This is a genomic window from Acinetobacter courvalinii, from assembly GCF_014635545.1.
Classification (GTDB): domain Bacteria; phylum Pseudomonadota; class Gammaproteobacteria; order Pseudomonadales; family Moraxellaceae; genus Acinetobacter; species Acinetobacter courvalinii.
In genome coordinates, this window is the sequence record NZ_BMDA01000001.1 from 339,357 (window position 1) to 357,112 (window position 17,756).

Genomic DNA, 17,756 nt, shown 5'->3' on the forward strand with positions numbered 1-17,756 from the left:
TTCCAAAAAAGCAAAAAACCAGTGTTGGCGCACTGAGGTTTTTTATCAACTTAGCCTGAGTTAGATTAAGGAGAAGATATATCTATATGGAGAATTTTAAACCAATAGTGGAGCTTATGAAAGTGTCTATTGAAAAGCACGGCTTATGGTAAACAATAGTTGCGTTTATTCTTTTGTTTTCCATACCAATCTTAATGTGGAAGTTGGATGTAATAATTGCTTCTATAAAAGCATGAACCAAACTGAAAATCTGTGCCACCTACGGGTAGCTTTTTTATATCTATAGGAAAGTGAAATGAATATTGAACAATATCTTGAAGAACTCATTAAGCGTGAAGGTGGTTATGTAAATAACCCAGCAGATCGAGTAGGGGCAACTAAATATGGCATTACTGAAGCAGTTGCTCGAGCAAATGGGTTCAAAGGTAATAATCGAGATTTACCACTTGATTTTGCTAAAGCCATTTATAAAAAACAATATTGGACAGCTCCGCGATTTGATCAAGTTAATGCAATTAGTTGGGCAGTAGCTAAATATCATGCAAGGCCAACGCTACATTGAAATTTTTGAGCGCAACCCTAGTCAGGAACAATTTTTCTATGGTTGGCTATTCCAATAGAACTTCTGTATGACAACTGATATGGACTAGCTGGAAATAAAATTAATCATAATACTCTTTTAATAAATTTTAGAAATAATAATGAATTATGTTAATGAGTTTGTTGAGGAGGCTTAGGATATGCAGCCATCGACCTTTCTTTTTTAAACTCTAGGATTTATCCGTGTTTTAATTTATTATAAAAATATTTTTGGAGAATTGGTATATATACGTGTTCACTAATTATATAAAAATAACTTTTATTAAAATATGGATGTCATTATTCGCAAGTAAAGGCGAGTTAAAAAGTTTACACCATGATACAGTAAAGATTCTTGGTAACTATCTACCACTTTCAGTTTGTGATGAAATTATTAAACGTTTTGAACTTATTGAAAAGAATGCAAATTATTCATATCGGTGGAGTGATGCTCTTGAGTCTAATACGCGTCTATGGTGTTTTGAGAAAGAAATAAAAGAATTATTACCTCACTTTGAGGTCGACCGATGGATACGTGCATCGGATGCGTATACTGGTCGTGACACACAGTCCTGGTGTCTAATGGCAAATCGTATTATTTCTAAAGAGAACAATTTAGGCTCAGGTGGTGGATTACATCGAGATTCACCCTTTTCACATCAAATAAAATTTATTTGGTATTTGAATGATGTCAATGGATTTAATGGAGCTTTCCAATATTTACCGGGTACACATACTGATATTTGGTGGAGCCGTAAGTTATTTCCACTTGGAGAACACCGATTCCCAAATGTTGAAACTCCAAATGGTATGAAGGAAGTGCATGCTAAAGCTGGAACTCTATTAATTTGTGATAAAAAATGTATTCATAGGGGAAAACCTCTACAGAATGGAATACGTTATATACTTTTTATGATAGCAAAGGTATAGATAAAATTTTAAAACAAAGTGGTTTAATGCCCTAATTAACCTAAATGATATATAAGTCTTAGGTTTTAAAAAGAAAGAGGGGCACGTCGCCTTTCAAGTTATTCAGCAGGATTTTTGCTTCTTTGTGTACTTATCAACTATACTATAAAATAAATCCTCCAAATTATAAAATAATTGGTTTAAACAGAATTTAAGTTATAAAAGGAAGAAATTAAAATGTCTAATTTTTCTTTGAAAATAATAGGATTAATAACAATTTTAGGTTTATCTGCATGTGGAGGAGATGACTCAGATAGCACACCACCAAAAAAGGAACCATCCCCAATAACTTATGTAACTATTAAGGGTACAGCAATTTCACGAGATATTTTATCAGATGCAACTGTGACAGCCCGATGTAAGGATGATTCTGGATTTAAAAGTATTGTTAAAACAGACGTGAAAGGAAATTGGGAAGGACAGGTTAAATCAGATCAATTACCTTGTCGCTTGAAAGTAGCAAAGAATGATCATGCTAATATGACACATTATAGCGTTATATTTAACTCAACTGATCATATTAATATAACTCCTTTTACAGACTTGGCGATTGCTTACAGACCAGGATATGCATATCTTCCTAGTGATCTGTACAATATGCACGGAAATCAAATTAATTATTCGATACTTCAGAAAAAATTGAATAATAACAATAATCTTCTGGTAAAAAATCTTATTGAAGGGGGGTATGATATTGATCCATTGTCTCAATTTTTTACCGATGTTATCGATCTTGAAGGCAAGATACTTGATAATATTAAAGGACTAAGAATAGCAATAGATCTTATCTTTGGTGAATATGGTTATTACTTGGAACACATCTATAAATATAATTTTTTTATACCAAATAAATTTTCTGTTAATATCCCCGTAATCTTTCCAAATTTAGAAGCATGTAAACCAGGACTAACCCCTGATATCTATACAAATTGTTCTAATGATGTACTTGGTGATTTTACAGTTAATGAGTTGATTACAAATGATCGAAAAAAGACATGTGTTTTAGAAAAACAAGGAGAGAATATTCAATATATTGGAAATGAAATGCACTTAGTACCGAATGAGGAGGTGCAAGAATCAATATATATGGCAGGTGGATACTACGATAGCGCATTAAAAATTTTGGATAATGGCTATAAGCTATCAACATATATTGAAAGCTTTGTACCCATAATACATGGCATGGTATATAAACTTGACGTAAGTATTTCAAAAGAAGGGAAAATAAATGGTGTAAATGTTACTTTGCTTGAAGGTTCTATTCGTGAAATTGATCATAGTGTAATTAAATTTCCTGATGAATATCTCTGTGGCTTTGATTAGAATCATCATGAAAGTGTAGACGTTTATCCTATGCATTTTAGACTGCTGCCACTTATTATATAGTCATGGTATTTGACCCGCGTCCGTAAGCCCTGATTAAGGGGCTTTTTATTATGCCGCAGCTAACATCTTGGCAATTTCAGATGCAGTAGGATTGTAATAAGTATTCACCAAAACACTAATCGTTTTATGGCCAGTAATCTTCGCTAGGATCTCTACTGGTAAACGGTAGTTATGAACAAAATGTGTAATAGCTTCATGACGTGTATCATGAAACTTAATAACACCGTCTAAGCCAACTCGACGTAAGTTACGTTGCGATATTAATCGAAAGGCATTAGATGTAAGAGAAACCATACGGTTATCATCAGGATCGTCTGGTAGCCAAGAAAGTAGCTCTTTTGCCTTAGCGGTTAAAGGCACATCACGAGAAGTACCATTCTTAGTATCTAATAGGTGAATGAAATTGGGAAATATTAATCGCTTCTCTACACTAAGTATTTCACCTTTACACATTGCAGTTTCAAGCGCAAATAGAAATGACCAGGCAACTCGGTGTCTTGGCTGAAAAGATACTTTTCCCCATTCATAATCGAGCCCAGCTAAAACAGCATCTATATGGTTCTTATAAATCCTTTGATTACGTGGAGCAGGAGCAGTAGGTTTTGATATTTCTTTAAATGGGTTTTCTTTAGTTAAAAATAACTCTTTCTGGGCAAAGTCAAAAACTGAACTATACATTGCCATTTCTCGAATGACTGTTGCACCTTTAACTTGTTTTAGTCTTTTATCATGCCATTGTTTAACTAACGCTGGTGTCAGGTCGTGAATTGATTAATCTGCTAATTTCCCCCCAGTTTTTCTTTAGACATTTAAGCATTTGAACAATTAAGCGGGCAATCTTCATTTTTCTGCCTTCTTCTTGATAGTACTGTTCAAAAAGAGCATAGAAGGAGATATGGATTTTTTCAGGCTCAGGGTTAGCCTGTTGAGATTGTAATTCTAATAATTTTTTTGCGGCCCATTGTTCACACTCGCTCGCAGTATCTCGAGTAGCTGTGTAACGTTTTCCTAAGTAACGAACAGTGATGCGCCACGCGTCCCGGCGCTTAACCGGCTTTTGCATAATAACACTCCAAATTTCGTGGTGTCGCAACGGAAATATAAAGCGTTTTTTAATGCGAATTTTGACTAGATAAAGCTGACTGATCGACAAAAAAAACAGGCTACATAACTCATTAAAGTTATGCAGCCTATTGATTTTAATACATAAAATCTTGGAGCGGGAAACGAGACTCGAACTCGCGACCCCAACCTTGGCAAGGTTATGCTCTACCAACTGAGCTATTCCCGCAATAGGACGCATTATAGAGAGTTTCATTCAAGTGTCAACTCTCTATAGTGCTAAGTGTTGAATTAATCAGCACGTCGCCAGATCGTACCTTGACGTGTATCTTCCAAAACTACACCCTGATCAAGTAAAGACTGGCGGATGCCGTCAGCTTTGGCAAAATCTTTGGCTTTTTTCGCGTCAACGCGTTGCTGAATGAAGTCTTCAATCTCAGCATCAGAGAGGCTTAAGGCTTCCTGACCAATATCCGACTTCAGGAACTCATCTACATCATGCTGAACTAGACCCAGAATATGGGTTAAATGACGTAGGGTAGAGTAAAGAGCCGTTGCCTGCTCTACTTGCTCTTCTTTCACCGCACGATTGAGTTCTTTATTGAGTTCAAATAGTACTGCCATGGCTTCAGCAGTATTGAAATCATCGCACATTGCATTGTTAAAGCGTTCCACAAAGTTTTGTTCTAAAGTCTCAATCGTTTTTTGACCATAGACTTGCTGATAGGCTTTGAAAGAATGATAGAAACGGCTAAGCGCGGTTTTTGCTTCTTTTAATGCCACATCAGAAAAGTTAACTGGACTGCGATAATGCGACGACACAATGAAGTAGCGAATCACTTCTGGATGAAACTTCTCCATCACATCGCGGATGGTAAAGAAGTTGCCTAAAGACTTAGACATTTTCTCGCCATCGACATTGATGAAGCCGACATGCATCCAGTAATTGACATATTGTTCGCCAGTTGAGGCTTCACTTTGTGCGATTTCATTTTCATGATGCGGGAACATCAGATCTGAACCACCACCATGAATATCGAAATGATTGCCTAGGCAGCAAGTCGACATTGCAGAACATTCAATATGCCAGCCTGGACGGCCCTTACCCCAAGGTGAAGCCCATGCAGGTTCATTTTCTTTGGCATGTTTCCACAGCACAAAGTCAAAGGGATGTTTCTTTTCCACTTCGACATCAACGCGTTCAGATGCACCCGCTTGCATGTCGTCCAGTTTACGGCCAGATAGACGACCGTATTTATCGAATTTGCTTACTTCAAAATAAACATCGCCATTGCTGGAAGGGTAAGCAGCCCCTTTATCAACCAAGGTGTTAATCATGCTTTGCATTTGATCAATATATTCAGTTGCTTTGGGTGCTTCATCCGGTGCCGCACAGCCCAGGTTGGCTGCATCTTCATTCATGGCATCGATAAAACGTGCCGTGAGCTGTTGAATGCTTTCACCATTTTCGTTGGCACGGGCAATGATCTTGTCATCAATGTCGGTAATGTTGCGAATATAGCGAACTTTCCAGCCTTGGCTACGCAAGAAGCGAATGATGTAGTCAAATGCAACCATAACCCGAGCGTGCCCGATATGACAGTAATCGTAAACCGTCATACCACAGACATACATATCGATTTGACCTTCTTTGCGTGGGACAAATTCAACTTTTTTACGTTGCTCAGAGTTATATAGAACAAAAGGTTGCATAAGGGTTTTCAAACACTCTACAAAAATCGTTATTCATCATAACGTATGCACCATATTTCATAAAGTTATCAGCAGAAAAAAAGATGATTAGCTAGATGTGGATTGGAATGACTAAATTCTGTTTTAGAGCCTAATAAATTTCAATAGAGGATCATTCGTTGAATCAAGCTGAAAGCAAGGCATTGTAGAGAAGCAAATTTATTTGAAAATGAATTTAATACGAGTCAAGATGTTTAGAAATTTCAGTGGCTAAGAACGATATGTTTTCTACAGAGAACCCTTTTAAAAAAGTAGGTGTTGTACTTCTAGTCATCGGTGTTCTTGATATTATTTTGATGATTTATTGCATTATCAATCAAATTGGTTACTCATCCAGTTTTAATATATTCGCTGTGATTGTTGGTATTCTTCTTCTAAAGAGCAGTGTCAAGACAGCACGTATAGCACGATGGTTGAGTGTATTCTTCTTTATCATGTTTATTGGGATTATTATAGGTGCAAGCCTATTGATGCCTTTTGACCTGTTAAAACTACAAATAAAATTGAATACGTGGTCTGCGGTAGTCTTTTTCCTGTTCATGATGTTCTTGCTCTACTTTTTGATCTGGATTTATCGTCAGCTTTCCTCTCCCCATGCATTGAGACGATTAGCTCAAGCAGGCTATGCAACGGATAGACCTTTGTCAGCTTATCTGTCTGCAACCTTCCTGTTTATCTTTATGATCGGAATGTTTATTTTCTTACAAGGTAGTGAGTCAGAGAAGAAAGCTAAGAAATTGGCTCAGCAACAACTTGGCTCTGGTTTCCAGTACTATGTTTCTAGTATTTCTTTTTCTGAAAATTCAGGGCAGGCAAATGTAGTTGCATATTCAGATAAGGAAATTCGGAATGTTCCGGTAAGTTGGTAATCACGGTAAAATAAGCGATTGAAATATATTTTCCTTCGCTTTATGGCACTATCTGTGATCACTGAGTTGACTCATGGTTTTGAGTTATTTCTCTCCATTTTTCATGAAAACTTATACATTTAGAAACGTGCAGAATTCACAGTTATGTTAGAATCGCCTTCATTCTTTTGATTAAAATCATCTGCCGATTGGTAGATAGAGTATTATTTTGAGTCAAACTCATATGTCACACGCCATAAATTTCCAGAAAAGCGCACTCGAAACCCTGCGTATTGAACAGCAAGCGATTGAAGTGCTTGCCACCCAGATTAATCAACATTTTGATCGTGCATGTGAAATATTATTGCAATGCCAAGGTCGTGTGGTCATCACGGGGATGGGGAAATCGGGTCATATTGGCCGTAAAATGGCAGCTACATTTGCATCGACAGGTACACCTTCATTTTTTATGCATCCAGGTGAAGCGGGGCATGGCGATCTGGGCATGCTGGTGCGTGGCGATGTACTTATTGCGATTTCAAACTCGGGCAAGAGTGATGAAATCATGATGTTGATGCCACTGATCAAGCATTTAGGTGTGCCATTAATCACGATTAGTCGTGATGATAAAGGGCCAATGCCACAAAATGCAGATGTTGCATTAACACTGGGTGCAGCTGACGAAGCGTGCCCTCTAGGATTGGCGCCAACCTCAAGTACAACCGCAACATTAGTGCTCGGTGATGCTTTGGCGGTTGCGCTACTGGAAGCACGTGGCTTTACCGCAGATGACTTTGCGCGTTCGCATCCGGCAGGCGCATTGGGGAAACGATTGCTGTTGCATGTGAAGCATTTGATGCATACAGGTTCAGAATTACCCAAGGTACGTCCTGATACACCAATGAACAAGGTGCTCTATGAAATCTCGGATAAACGTCTTGGTTTAACCACGATCGTTGATGAGCATGACACCTTATTGGGTATTTTCACTGATGGTGACTTACGTCGCATGATTGACCAGCAACAGGGTTTTGATGTCAATCTGGCGGTTTCTGAAGTGATGACTAAAAATCCGTTTACCATTTCTCAAGAAGCCCGTGCGGTGGAAGCATTAGAAAAAATGCATGAGAGAAAAATTAACCAGTTTGTGGTGGTGGATGACAGCAAAAAAGTGATCGGTGTGATCAGTATGCATGACCTTATTCAGGCGGGAGTAAACTAAGCCATGGCATCTTATGCTTTACAAGAACAAGCACGTCATTTACAGGCACTTGTGCTTGATGTGGATGGGATCTTAAGCGATGGCTTTGTGACCTTAACCAATTCGGGTGATGAAATTAAATCATTTGATATTCGTGATGGTCTGGGCATGAAACTGGTCCAGCAAGCAGGTATGAAGGTGATTATTATCACAGGCCGGAAAAGCCATATCGTTGAAAAACGCATGTCTGATCTTGGTGTCGATCTGGTTTATCAAGGCCGTGAAGATAAGGGTACAGCCTTACGTGAAGCGTGCGCCCAACTCGGTTTATTGCCTGAAGACTGCATCTATATGGGAGATGACTGGCCGGATTTATCTGCATTTGCAATTGCCGGAATGAAAGTCACTGTTCCCAATGGCCATGAAGAAGTGCGTCGTCGTGCCAATCTGGTGACCCAGGCGATGGGTGGTCGTGGGGCTGTCCGGGAAGTCTGTGATATGTTGTTGATGGCAAAAGGTGTTTACCAAGAACTGCTTGAAAAATATCTTGCGGTACCACATTAATATAGTGTTGATTTGCTCAAAGGTTAGGTAACCCAGTTTATGGATACCAAAGTTTTATATGTTGTTGCTGTTGCAGTCGCTGCGGTGAGCGGTGGCTATTATTATTACAGTGGCAAGGCAAAAAAGCTGGATGTTGATTCAGCCAAGAATATGACCTATTCCGCACAGGGTGTTCACTTAACACAAACTGATGAGCAGGGTAATTTATATATTCGTGCTGAAGTGAAACAGTTGCAACAGAATATGCAACTTAAAACCTCTCAGCTTGATCAACTGAATGCAGTGATGTACAAACAGGGCAAAGCAGACGCAACCTTTTACGCCAAACAGGCAAATGGCTATGACGACAACACTAAAGTTGTCTTGCTTGGTAATGTCGTTGCGACGAAATTGTCCGATCAGGGTAAAATGGAGTTTCATACCGATGAGCTCACGGGTTACCCGAAAACAAGAGAACTCGAAACACAACATCAGGTCACGGTTCAATCACCGACTGCTGAGTTTGTGAGTCAAGGTCTCAAGGCTAATATGAATAATGGTCAATATGAATTTTATAAAATTCGAGGAAAGTATGCGCCAAGCTCTTAATTCTAAATCTCGTCTCACTTTCCTAAAACAAGCCAGCTGCGTGGCTGTGGTTGCATTAGCTGCAAGCACGAGCTTCGCCTTGCCGTCAGACCGCAATCAACAGCTTTCACTGGTTGCGGATCGCGCAACCTATAACGATAAGTCTGGTGTAACCACCTATACCGGTAATGTCGTGATTGAGCAGGGCACGATGAAACTGCAAGCAGATTCACTGGTGGCCAACCTGAATAGCAAGAAAGAAATTCAAACCATTACGGCAAAGGGACGACCTGCTAAGTTCCAGCAACAAATGGATGCCAACAAAGGTCTGGCACGTGGTGAAGCGCAAAATATCGTATATAACGCAGATACCGGGATTATTACGCTAACAGGTAATGCTTACCTGTATCAGGATGGATCAAGTATCCGTGGAAATAGCCTGAAATATAGTATGAATAAAGGCGATGTTGAAGCGCAGGGCTCATCAAGTAACCGTGTACAAATCATTATTCCACCATCAAGCTCTAAAAGCTTCCCAGGGGCACGTGATTAATGGAACAGGCAGTGCAACAACCCCAGACTTTATGTATTAAGCATTTAGCGAAAAACTATAGTAAACGTTGGGTGGTCAAAGATGTATCTTTTACCATGCAAAGTGGGCAGATCGTGGGTCTGCTTGGCCCGAATGGTGCAGGTAAAACCACCAGCTTCTATATGGTTGTTGGACTTGTTCGGATGGATAAAGGCGAGATTCATTTAGATGACCTCGACATGTCTGACCTTGCGATGCATGAACGTGCGCGTAAAGGTATCGGCTATTTACCGCAAGAAGCCTCCATTTTCAGGAAATTAACCATTTCTGAAAATATTATGGCGATTTTAGAAACGCGTAAAGATTTGAACAAACAGCAACGACAGCAACGTCTGAGCGAACTGTTAAGTGATTTTAAAATTACTCATATTAAAGACTCACTGGGTATGAGTGTGTCTGGTGGTGAACGCCGTCGTGCTGAAATTGCCCGTGCTTTGGCTGCAGATCCGAAGTTCATGCTACTGGATGAACCTTTTGCCGGGGTTGACCCGATTTCAGTCGGTGATATTAAAGATATTATCCAGACGCTGAAAGATCGTGGTATTGGGGTGCTCATTACCGATCATAACGTGCGTGAAACGCTGGCGATTTGTGAAAAAGCCTATATCGTTAGTGAAGGTTCAGTCATTGCGGAGGGAACACCGCAAGAAATTCTGGACAATGAACAGGTACGTAAAGTCTATTTAGGTGATGATTTCGTCGTTTAGCCTCGAATCAACTGTGTATGTGAAGAAAGAACCGAAAGGTTCTTTTTTTATGGCTGCATATAAATCAAATTGCTCAATCCCAACTCATTTAGTGGGGAATAGCGAGAATTTTATTCTAATTAGCTGATAAATATTTATTTTATTTTTTTAATTAGTTTGGCATATTTTATAAAAATGAGAACTGTTTTACAAAAATAAACACTTATAAATGTGTGAAAACGTGTTTAGAACATAGTGTTTTATGTAAAAAAATGATTAAAATGAAAATGCTGAAATGATAACAATACGAAAAAATATGAACTTAAAGAACGATATAAAAGTGAATAATGGATCATGGAAAAGAAGTATGAGTTTTAAGTGGTTACTTTATGCAGCAACGCTATCTGTACCAATGACACATGCAACCACACCAAGTGAACAGTATCACACTTTAAAGAACAATTTGTCCCGGCTGTTTGTTCCGCAAAGTAGTGATGAGTTTAAAGTTGCGCAAATGCAAAAGTTGAGCAACTTCTCGGTCGATTCCTCACTAGGCAATGATTTACCTGTTGTTGGATCAGGACGTCCACAAGAGACGGCGGTCGCAAATGCATTTTGGCAGAATCAGCGTAAGGTATTGAGAGATGCCGTGCAGGTAGCGGTACAGCGTAATCCGGATATTGCACAAGGAATCGCGGCACTGGCATCGCAAAATGCCAATATCGACGTGGCAAAATCAGGCTACTATCCACAGATTGGCGGTGGTGTCAGCACAGGAGACCTGGGGAAGAAAAGTACACGGGGGCAGCAATTACTGACCTTGAGTGCAACCCAGATGCTTTATGATTTCGGCAAGGTTAAATCGGGTGTCAATGTAGAAAAAGCCAAGGTGTTGGTTGGACAGGCCAATGTGCTGGTCAAAATTGACGATATCTCCTTGGATGTGGCACAAACTATTATCAATATTCAGCGTTATCAGACGCTTATCCGGATTGCCAATCAGCAGATTGCCGGGATTAAGCGAATTCAGGAAATGGCCAATCTGCGTGCCAATGCCGGGATCAGTAGTCAGGCTGACCCGATCCAGGCCCAGTCTTATTTACAATCTGCACAGTCGGCGATGATTGCCCAGCAATCTTTACTCAGTCAGTACCAGCAGCATCTTTATACCTTGCTCGGTTTTGATACCCGCAACGTGCAATGGACCATTCCTGACGATTTTGTAAAACAATCAGATTTATACGCAACACCACAGTTCAATACCATTCCACAAATGATTGCTGCACAGGCGGGCATTGAAGTGGCGCGTAATCAAAAATTACAGACACAGGTGAGTAATTATCCGACACTATCGGTAAAAGGAGAACTGAGTCAGGCTTTACACGGACGTAACCCGGGAAATGATAAAGAAGGCGGCTTTGATAGCGCCATCATGCTGGAAGCCAGCAGCCAGTTCTATCAAGGGGGAGCGACTTCTTCCAGAACACGCGCCGCCAGTTATGCTGAAGAGGCAGCAAGAGCGCAAGTAAATGCGGTTTATCTCAAGGTGCTGGACCAGATCCGTACCAGTCGTGAACAGATTGAAAATAAACAACGCCAGATGCAGGTTTTGGCAGGACAACAAGCAACAACAATACGTACAAGAGAACTTTATCAAGAACAATATAAATTGGGAACACGGACTCTAGTCGATTTGCTCAATGCAGAACAAGCGATTCATAGTGCGAACTCAGAGGCTGAAACAGCACGTTATGATATTTACAGCAGCATTGCACAATACATTGCTGCGACAGGACGTTCTCGTCAGGCCTATGACCTCAATAATTTAAATATACAAGGGTTTGAGGTACAACCATGATTACTACAAAAATAAATTATCAGCCATGGTTACAGGCAATATTAACCATCGCCAAACATTACCGGATTGAACCATCTGAAGAACGGATTCGCTTACAACTGGACTGGAACCAGAACCAGAACCTGGATGAGGTCCTGATCCTGATCAGTCGGCAGATTGGCCTGAACTTACGCAAAGTTGCCTTTAGCAATGACGTGATTAACCCTTGGCGCCTACCGGTACTGGTCGAACTGGCCGACGGGCAGGTTGGTGTGATTGATAAGGCGGATGGTACCGGACATGTCAGCATTCAGCTCAGTGGTGATCAGGGCCTGTCACAGAAATTTGCCGTCGGCGCGCTAAGACACATCATTAAGAATGTCTATGTACTGCGTCCTGAACAGTCGGTTCCTGATGCGCGTGTTGATGAATATATCAAGCCTTATCAACCGAGCTGGTTCTGGTCGATTGCCTTACAAGACTGGAAGCGCTATATCGATATCATGCTGGCATCGATGATTGCCAACATCCTGGCATTGGCGACCATTATTTTCTCCATGCAGGTCTATGATCGGGTCGTTCCTTCGCAATCTATTCCGACGCTGTGGGTACTGGCAGCGGGTGTACTCATCGCCGCGATTTTCGAATTTGTACTGCGTCTTTCGCGTATTTACATTTCAGACATTATTGGAAAACGGGCCGATTTACGAGTGTCTGACCGTGTATTTGGTCATGCACTGCGTATCAAAAATAGTGAGCGCTCTAAATCTACCGGTACTTTTATTTCCCAGATTCGGGAGCTGGAAGGCGTACGTGAGCTGGTCACTTCGACCACAATGGGCGCGATTGCAGATTTACCATTTTTCTTCTTATTCCTGGTTATTTTTGCGCTGATTGGCGGAAATTTATTTTGGGTCATGCTACTGGTCGTGCCTTTAATGATTTTGCCTGCAATCTTGGCACAAAAGAAACTGGCGCAACTGGCACAAGAAGGGATGCGCGAATCCTCCATTCGTAATGCGATTCTGGTTGAAGCCGTGCAAGGTATTGAAGATATCAAGCTATTACGTGCAGAGTCGCGTTTCCAGAATCAGTGGAACCATATGAATGAAGTGTCTGCCGATATTAGTATGCAGCAACGTAAAATTGTGGGTGTACTTACGGCATGGACACAAAAGATTCAGGGTCTGACCTATGCTGCGGTGATTCTGGTGGGCTGTTTCGCGGTGATGAAAGGTGATATGACGACGGGTGCACTGGTGGCCTGTTCGATTTTGTCTTCGCGTATGCTGGCACCGATTTCGCAAATCACCGGGATTCTCGGGCGTTTACAACAAGCCAAAGTAGCGAAAAAAGGTCTGGATGAATTAATGAAAAAGCCGGTGGATCAGGCAGATCAGGCTCATCTGGTGCATAAAGAAGTGCTACACGGCGACTATGAGCTGAAGAAAGTCGTATTCCAGTATTCCGAAGATGATCCACGACCAAGTTTGTCTATTCCTCATTTGAAGATTCGGGCGGGTGAGCGTATTGCCATTCTTGGACGCAATGGGGCAGGCAAATCAACACTGCTCCAGATTTTATCTGCCATGCAATTTCCAAACGCAGGTTCGGTGCATTTAGATGATCTGGATATTAGCCTGATTGATCCATCCGATGTACGCCGTGACATGGGCTTACTCAATCAGAATGCACATTTATTCTATGGCACGATCCGTGAAAACCTGACGTTAGGCGCTCCACTGGCACGTGATGAAGACATTTTAAAAGCGCTGAAAGTAACTGGCGCATTGAGCTTTGTGCATGAGAAGAAAGAAGGGCTGGATCATCTGGTGTTAGAAGGTGGGGTCGGTTTTTCTGGGGGGCAACGTCAAGCGTTATTGTTGGCACGTTTATTGATCCGTCAACCGAACATTCTATTGCTGGATGAGCCAACGGCAGCCATTGATGATGTCGCCGAGAAGCAGCTGATTGACCATTTAAGAAGCTGGCTCGGTTATCGGACTTTAGTGGTGGCGACCCATCGTCGTGCCGTTCTGGAACTGGTGGACCGGATTATTGTCATGAATGAAGGCAAGATCGTGATGGATGGGCCAGTGGAACAAGTCTTACAACAATCAGCAATAAAACAAAAAATAGTTTAATACTTAGAGCATAGAGGCAAATTTATGAGTGAAGAACAAAAAACGGGTAGTCGTCCGATGAATGTAACTTACAAGGAACCTAAGTTACCTCGTTCGACACTCGTTGTTTGGATGATTGGGATTGGTTTACTTGTACTCTTGATCTGGGCATGGTTGTTTAATTTAGAAGAAGTTTCTACGGGGACAGGTAAAGTTATTCCATCTTCAAAAGAGCAGATCATTCAGTCACTTGAAGGGGGCATTCTAACCAAGCTTGATGTAAATGAAGGGGATGTGGTGGAAAAGGGGCAGATTCTGGCTCAACTTGATCCGACACGGTTAGCGTCGAATGTGGGCGAGTCGCAGTCTTTACTGATTTCGGCACAGGCCACCGCAGCACGTTTACGTGCCGAAGTGAATGGTACGCCACTGACCTTTCCTGAGGAAGTCAAGAAAAGTCCTAAACTGGTTCAAGAGGAAACCGCACTTTATTATTCACGCCGTGAGAATCTGGAGCAATCCATCGCAGGTTATGAACAGGCGGCCAAACTGGTACGACAAGAGCTTGCCATGACTGAGCCATTAGTGGCCAAAGGTGCAGCCAGTGAAGTTGAGGTTTTGCGCTTAAAACGTGAAGCCAATGACTTGAATAACAAGATCAATGACACCCGTAACGAATATTATGTCAAAGCGCGAGAGGAGCTTTCCAAAGCCAATACTGACATCCAGACCCAACAACAGGTGGTGAATGGACGTGCTGACAGCTTGCAACGTGCGGTATTCAAAGCACCGGTACGGGGTGTGGTCAAAGAAATTGATGTCACGACTTTAGGCGGGGTGATTCCGCAAAATGGTAAATTGATGACGATTGTCCCACTGGAAGATAAACTGCTGATCGAAGCACGTATTTCACCGCGAGATATTGCTTTCATTCGTCCAGGACAAGAGGCCTTGGTGAAGATTACGGCCTATGATTACTCTATCTACGGTGGTCTGGATGGCAAAGTCACGATCATTTCTCCAGATACCATTCGTGATGAAGTCAAGCAGGATCAGTTCTATTATCGTGTCTATATCCGGACCGATTCGGACCGCCTCTATAACAAGGCGGGTAAGGCCTTCAGTATTACCCCGGGGATGGTGGCGACAGTGGATATTCGTACCGGTCAAAAAACCATTATGGATTATCTGCTGAAACCGTTTAATAAAGCCAAGGAAGCATTACGCGAACGCTAAGTGATGCGGATTGAGAAAACCTCGCTTCAGGCGAGGTTTTTTATTTGTCAGTGAAGCAGCTATAATCTGTTTTTCAATTTTTATCTTGTTTTTTATGCCATTTACCATTGCCAGTACGGTAACTTTTGAAGAAGACATTAAAAAAAGTCGTTTCCAGGCGATTGCGGCTGTTGTTGAAAATGAACAGCAGGTTAAAGATTTTCTGGAACAGTACAAAGATACTTCAACCACACATCAATGCTGGGCATGGAAAATTGGGCATCATGTCCGTTTTAATGATGATGGCGAACCTTCGGGTACAGCAGGTCGCCCAATACTTGCAACCATTGAAGGTAATGAACTCACCAATGTGATTGTACTGGTCAATCGTTGGTATGGCGGTATAAAACTGGGGACGGGCGGCTTGGTTCGTGCCTACGGCGGTTGCGCAGGCCAGTGCTTATTGTTGGCAGAAAAAATTGAATTGATTGAAAAGAAAGAAATACGTTTTGCATGTCTGTTTAATGAATGGGCTATTATGCAGTATGAATTGATGCAGCAACAGATTGAGTATCAGGAAGCTTATACCGATACCGGTGTTACGGTTCAGGCTCGACTGCAAGTGCATCAGCTTGAGCCATTAAGGTTAAAACTCCAAGATGTCACTAGAGGTCGCGAGCAATTGGTATTGGTTGAGGAGCAAGACAATGAATGATCCTTTATTAAAATACCGAGAGCAGCATAAACAGCGCCTTAATTATATGCCATGGCTGTATTGGACACTCAAGCCGAAACATCGTGAATGGGCAGAAGCATGGCAAGCTGAATATCAGGCCTATCTCATGGAGATGGAGACGGTGGAAATCGGCAAGAACTGTTTCATTTCTCCATTGGCACATATTTTTGCTGAACGCGGTCGCAAGATTTCGATTGGAGATAATACTTTTATCGCAGCGGATTGTACCTTGCATGGCCCGTTAGAGATCGGCAATGAAGTCGCGATTAACCATCACAGTATTCTGGATGGGGGACGTGCAGGGATCAGATTACATGATCAGGTTAGAATCGCAGCCTATAGTCATTTATATGCCTTTGACCATGGTATGGAAATGGATCGTGCGATTTACCAACAGCCTGTTAGCTCTAAAGGAATTGAAGTTGGACGTGATGTCTGGCTCGGCGCACATGTGGGCATCAAGGACGGGATTAAAATCGGAGATCATGCGGTAGTCGGCATGAACAGTATGGTCACTAAAAATGTAGACGATTACGCAATTGTGGCAGGGAATCCAGCAAAAATAATCCGTTATCGTAATGAATAAAGGTTTATTAAAAAGCATCTGAGATTCGATACATAAATTTAACCTTCCTCACTTTTATCTATGTTAAGTTAAAAACAAGTAGAAGACCTAAGGTATGTACCTAAAGAGAGGCGAAAATGAACCGTGTAATTGCATGTATCGATTCTTCACCCTGCATTGATGCTGTGGCTGAAGCGGCCGTATGGGTAGCTAAACAGACACAAAGAGAATTGGTACTGTTGCAAATTCTGGACTATTACCCAGCGAGCTATCATTTAGGTGAAATCAGTGGGGTAATTGGTTTTGAAAGTAATGCCATGTTACTGAAAGAACTGGCTGAGCTCGAACAAAAACAAAGTGAGCTGGCCCTGGATTATAGTAATAATTTACTAAAACATATCTCGGAGCTGATCGAGAAACAGTATGGTCTGACCAGTACCAAGATTCAGGAAAAAGGTGATTTTCTTGAACAAAGTTTTAATCTGCTTGATGAAAACGATATTGTGATTATTGGTCGGGTGGGTGAGCGCGCTGCTGAGAAAAACAAACCAATTGGAAGTAATGTTGAAAACTTTATCCGTGGCGCAAACTGTACCGTTATAACAGTAGGCGAGCATTTCCAGCCACCGAAACGGTTTATCTTTGCCTATGAATATTCGCCAACCTGTCAGAAAATGCTGCAACGGATTGCAAAAAGTGATCTGTTAAAACTATTGCAATGTCATCTGCTTTACGTCGGCGATCATCCGGAGATGCTGGCAGAGCCTGAGAAGTACTTAACCGATGCCGGTTTAGAGGTGGTATCGGTGTACCGTTATGGTGATGTTGCGCAAAATATTCTTGAATATCAAAAGGAACACGATATTCAGCTGATTGTACTCGGGGCATTTAGCCATAGTAAAATTCATCAGTTCTTCCTGGGAAGTATTACCACCACGATCTTCCGGAATGCCAATGTGCCGTTACTTGTCGCTAAGTGATTCATTTCTTTCCATATAGTTATCCGCAATTCCTGTGGATAACTGTATGGAAAAGCATAAGAGATAAATATAATTGGTTGATATTACACAACTA

The 17,756-nt window shown here is 41.4% G+C and carries 15 protein-coding genes, 1 tRNA gene and 2 pseudogenes; 15 read left to right on the plus strand and 3 right to left on the minus strand.

The genetic code is table 11. The features are described from left to right. The first annotated feature begins 295 nt into the window (after nt 1-295). The 3 genes and pseudogenes from IEV39_RS01475 (at nt 296) to IEV39_RS01485 (ending at nt 2,871) form a co-directional block, all read left to right on the plus strand. Nucleotides 296-620 (plus strand): annotated as a pseudogene (locus IEV39_RS01475) (glycosyl hydrolase 108 family protein). Between the two features lie 211 nt (nt 621-831). Next, a complete protein-coding gene (locus tag IEV39_RS01480) occupies nt 832-1,509 on the plus strand; it encodes a phytanoyl-CoA dioxygenase family protein (protein ID WP_050560212.1) in 678 nt (225 codons plus the stop codon). A 216-nt stretch (nt 1,510-1,725) separates the two neighbouring features. Continuing rightward, complete coding sequence (locus IEV39_RS01485) at nt 1,726-2,871, plus strand: hypothetical protein (RefSeq protein ID WP_005287745.1); 1,146 nt, start codon at nt 1,726-1,728, stop codon at nt 2,869-2,871. 111 nt (nt 2,872-2,982) lie between these two features. On the opposite strand, the pseudogene IEV39_RS01490 reads toward IEV39_RS01485, so the two are convergent. From IEV39_RS01490 to cysS, 3 genes and pseudogenes are all read right to left on the minus strand, one after another. After that, nucleotides 2,983-3,997 (minus strand): annotated as a pseudogene (locus IEV39_RS01490) (tyrosine-type recombinase/integrase). A 152-nt stretch (nt 3,998-4,149) separates the two neighbouring features. Then, nucleotides 4,150-4,225, minus strand: a tRNA-Gly gene (locus IEV39_RS01495). A gap of 62 nt (nt 4,226-4,287) precedes the next feature. Then, nucleotides 4,288-5,709 carry a cysteine--tRNA ligase gene (gene cysS, locus IEV39_RS01500; protein ID WP_005287739.1) on the minus strand — a complete coding sequence of 474 codons (1,422 nt, stop codon included), beginning with the start codon at nt 5,707-5,709 and terminating at the stop codon, nt 4,288-4,290. Between the two features lie 245 nt (nt 5,710-5,954). On the opposite strand from cysS, the gene IEV39_RS01505 reads away from it, so the two are divergent. The 12 genes from IEV39_RS01505 (at nt 5,955) to IEV39_RS01560 (ending at nt 17,662) form a co-directional block, all read left to right on the plus strand. After that, nucleotides 5,955-6,617 carry a hypothetical protein gene (locus IEV39_RS01505; protein WP_227554494.1) on the plus strand — a complete coding sequence of 221 codons (663 nt, stop codon included), beginning with the start codon at nt 5,955-5,957 and terminating at the stop codon, nt 6,615-6,617. A 223-nt stretch (nt 6,618-6,840) separates the two neighbouring features. Next, nucleotides 6,841-7,818 carry a KpsF/GutQ family sugar-phosphate isomerase gene (locus IEV39_RS01510; protein WP_005287734.1) on the plus strand — a complete coding sequence of 326 codons (978 nt, stop codon included), beginning with the start codon at nt 6,841-6,843 and terminating at the stop codon, nt 7,816-7,818. 3 nt (nt 7,819-7,821) lie between these two features. Next, nucleotides 7,822-8,361, plus strand: a complete 540-nt coding sequence (locus tag IEV39_RS01515; protein WP_004773617.1) for a KdsC family phosphatase — start codon at nt 7,822-7,824, stop codon at nt 8,359-8,361. Nucleotides 8,362-8,400: 39 nt separating this feature from the next. Further along, nucleotides 8,401-8,949, plus strand: coding sequence for an LPS export ABC transporter periplasmic protein LptC (gene lptC, locus IEV39_RS01520; RefSeq protein ID WP_005231526.1), 549 nt, complete (start codon nt 8,401-8,403; stop codon nt 8,947-8,949). After that, entirely contained in the window at nt 8,933-9,481 is a 549-nt protein-coding gene (gene lptA / locus IEV39_RS01525) for a lipopolysaccharide transport periplasmic protein LptA (protein ID WP_005287732.1), read from the plus strand. Before lptC ends, lptA begins: the two co-directional genes overlap by 17 nt. Beyond that, nucleotides 9,481-10,227: an LPS export ABC transporter ATP-binding protein gene (gene lptB, locus IEV39_RS01530; protein WP_005287730.1), complete on the plus strand. Its 747-nt coding sequence runs from the start codon at nt 9,481-9,483 to the stop codon at nt 10,225-10,227. Before lptA ends, lptB begins: the two co-directional genes overlap by 1 nt. A 346-nt stretch (nt 10,228-10,573) precedes the next feature. Then, entirely contained in the window at nt 10,574-12,064 is a 1,491-nt protein-coding gene (locus IEV39_RS01535; RefSeq protein WP_005231524.1) for a TolC family outer membrane protein, read from the plus strand. Beyond that, a complete protein-coding gene (locus IEV39_RS01540; protein WP_032868162.1) occupies nt 12,064-14,187 on the plus strand; it encodes a type I secretion system permease/ATPase in 2,124 nt (707 codons plus the stop codon). Before IEV39_RS01535 ends, IEV39_RS01540 begins: the two co-directional genes overlap by 1 nt. Nucleotides 14,188-14,211: 24 nt before the next feature. Beyond that, complete coding sequence (locus IEV39_RS01545; RefSeq protein ID WP_005231522.1) at nt 14,212-15,402, plus strand: HlyD family type I secretion periplasmic adaptor subunit; 1,191 nt, start codon at nt 14,212-14,214, stop codon at nt 15,400-15,402. Nucleotides 15,403-15,496: 94 nt separating this feature from the next. Next, complete coding sequence (locus tag IEV39_RS01550; protein ID WP_005231521.1) at nt 15,497-16,096, plus strand: IMPACT family protein; 600 nt, start codon at nt 15,497-15,499, stop codon at nt 16,094-16,096. After that, a complete protein-coding gene (locus IEV39_RS01555) occupies nt 16,089-16,703 on the plus strand; it encodes an acyltransferase (protein WP_005287725.1) in 615 nt (204 codons plus the stop codon). Before IEV39_RS01550 ends, IEV39_RS01555 begins: the two co-directional genes overlap by 8 nt. A gap of 116 nt (nt 16,704-16,819) precedes the next feature. Beyond that, the gene (locus tag IEV39_RS01560) at nt 16,820-17,662 is read left to right on the plus strand and encodes a universal stress protein (RefSeq protein WP_005231519.1); all 843 of its coding nucleotides are present in this window, start codon (nt 16,820-16,822) and stop codon (nt 17,660-17,662) included. The last annotated feature ends 94 nt before the right edge of the window (nt 17,663-17,756 follow it).

What these genes read in the sequence shown, in the direction of transcription:
- IEV39_RS01560 (WP_005231519.1), top strand. Translation starts at nt 16,820, where the DNA reads ATGAACCGTGTAATTGCATGTATCGATTCTTCACCCTGCATTGATGCT.
- IEV39_RS01485 (WP_005287745.1), top strand. Translation starts at nt 1,726, where the DNA reads ATGTCTAATTTTTCTTTGAAAATAATAGGATTAATAACAATTTTAGGT.
- lptB (WP_005287730.1), top strand. Translation starts at nt 9,481, where the DNA reads ATGGAACAGGCAGTGCAACAACCCCAGACTTTATGTATTAAGCATTTA.
- IEV39_RS01515 (WP_004773617.1), top strand. Translation starts at nt 7,822, where the DNA reads ATGGCATCTTATGCTTTACAAGAACAAGCACGTCATTTACAGGCACTT.
- IEV39_RS01535 (WP_005231524.1), top strand. Translation starts at nt 10,574, where the DNA reads ATGAGTTTTAAGTGGTTACTTTATGCAGCAACGCTATCTGTACCAATG.
- IEV39_RS01550 (WP_005231521.1), top strand. Translation starts at nt 15,497, where the DNA reads ATGCCATTTACCATTGCCAGTACGGTAACTTTTGAAGAAGACATTAAA.
- lptC (WP_005231526.1), top strand. Translation starts at nt 8,401, where the DNA reads ATGGATACCAAAGTTTTATATGTTGTTGCTGTTGCAGTCGCTGCGGTG.
- cysS (WP_005287739.1), bottom strand. Translation starts at nt 5,709, where the DNA reads ATGCAACCTTTTGTTCTATATAACTCTGAGCAACGTAAAAAAGTTGAA.
- lptA (WP_005287732.1), top strand. Translation starts at nt 8,933, where the DNA reads ATGCGCCAAGCTCTTAATTCTAAATCTCGTCTCACTTTCCTAAAACAA.
- IEV39_RS01510 (WP_005287734.1), top strand. Translation starts at nt 6,841, where the DNA reads ATGTCACACGCCATAAATTTCCAGAAAAGCGCACTCGAAACCCTGCGT.
- IEV39_RS01545 (WP_005231522.1), top strand. Translation starts at nt 14,212, where the DNA reads ATGAGTGAAGAACAAAAAACGGGTAGTCGTCCGATGAATGTAACTTAC.
- IEV39_RS01555 (WP_005287725.1), top strand. Translation starts at nt 16,089, where the DNA reads ATGAATGATCCTTTATTAAAATACCGAGAGCAGCATAAACAGCGCCTT.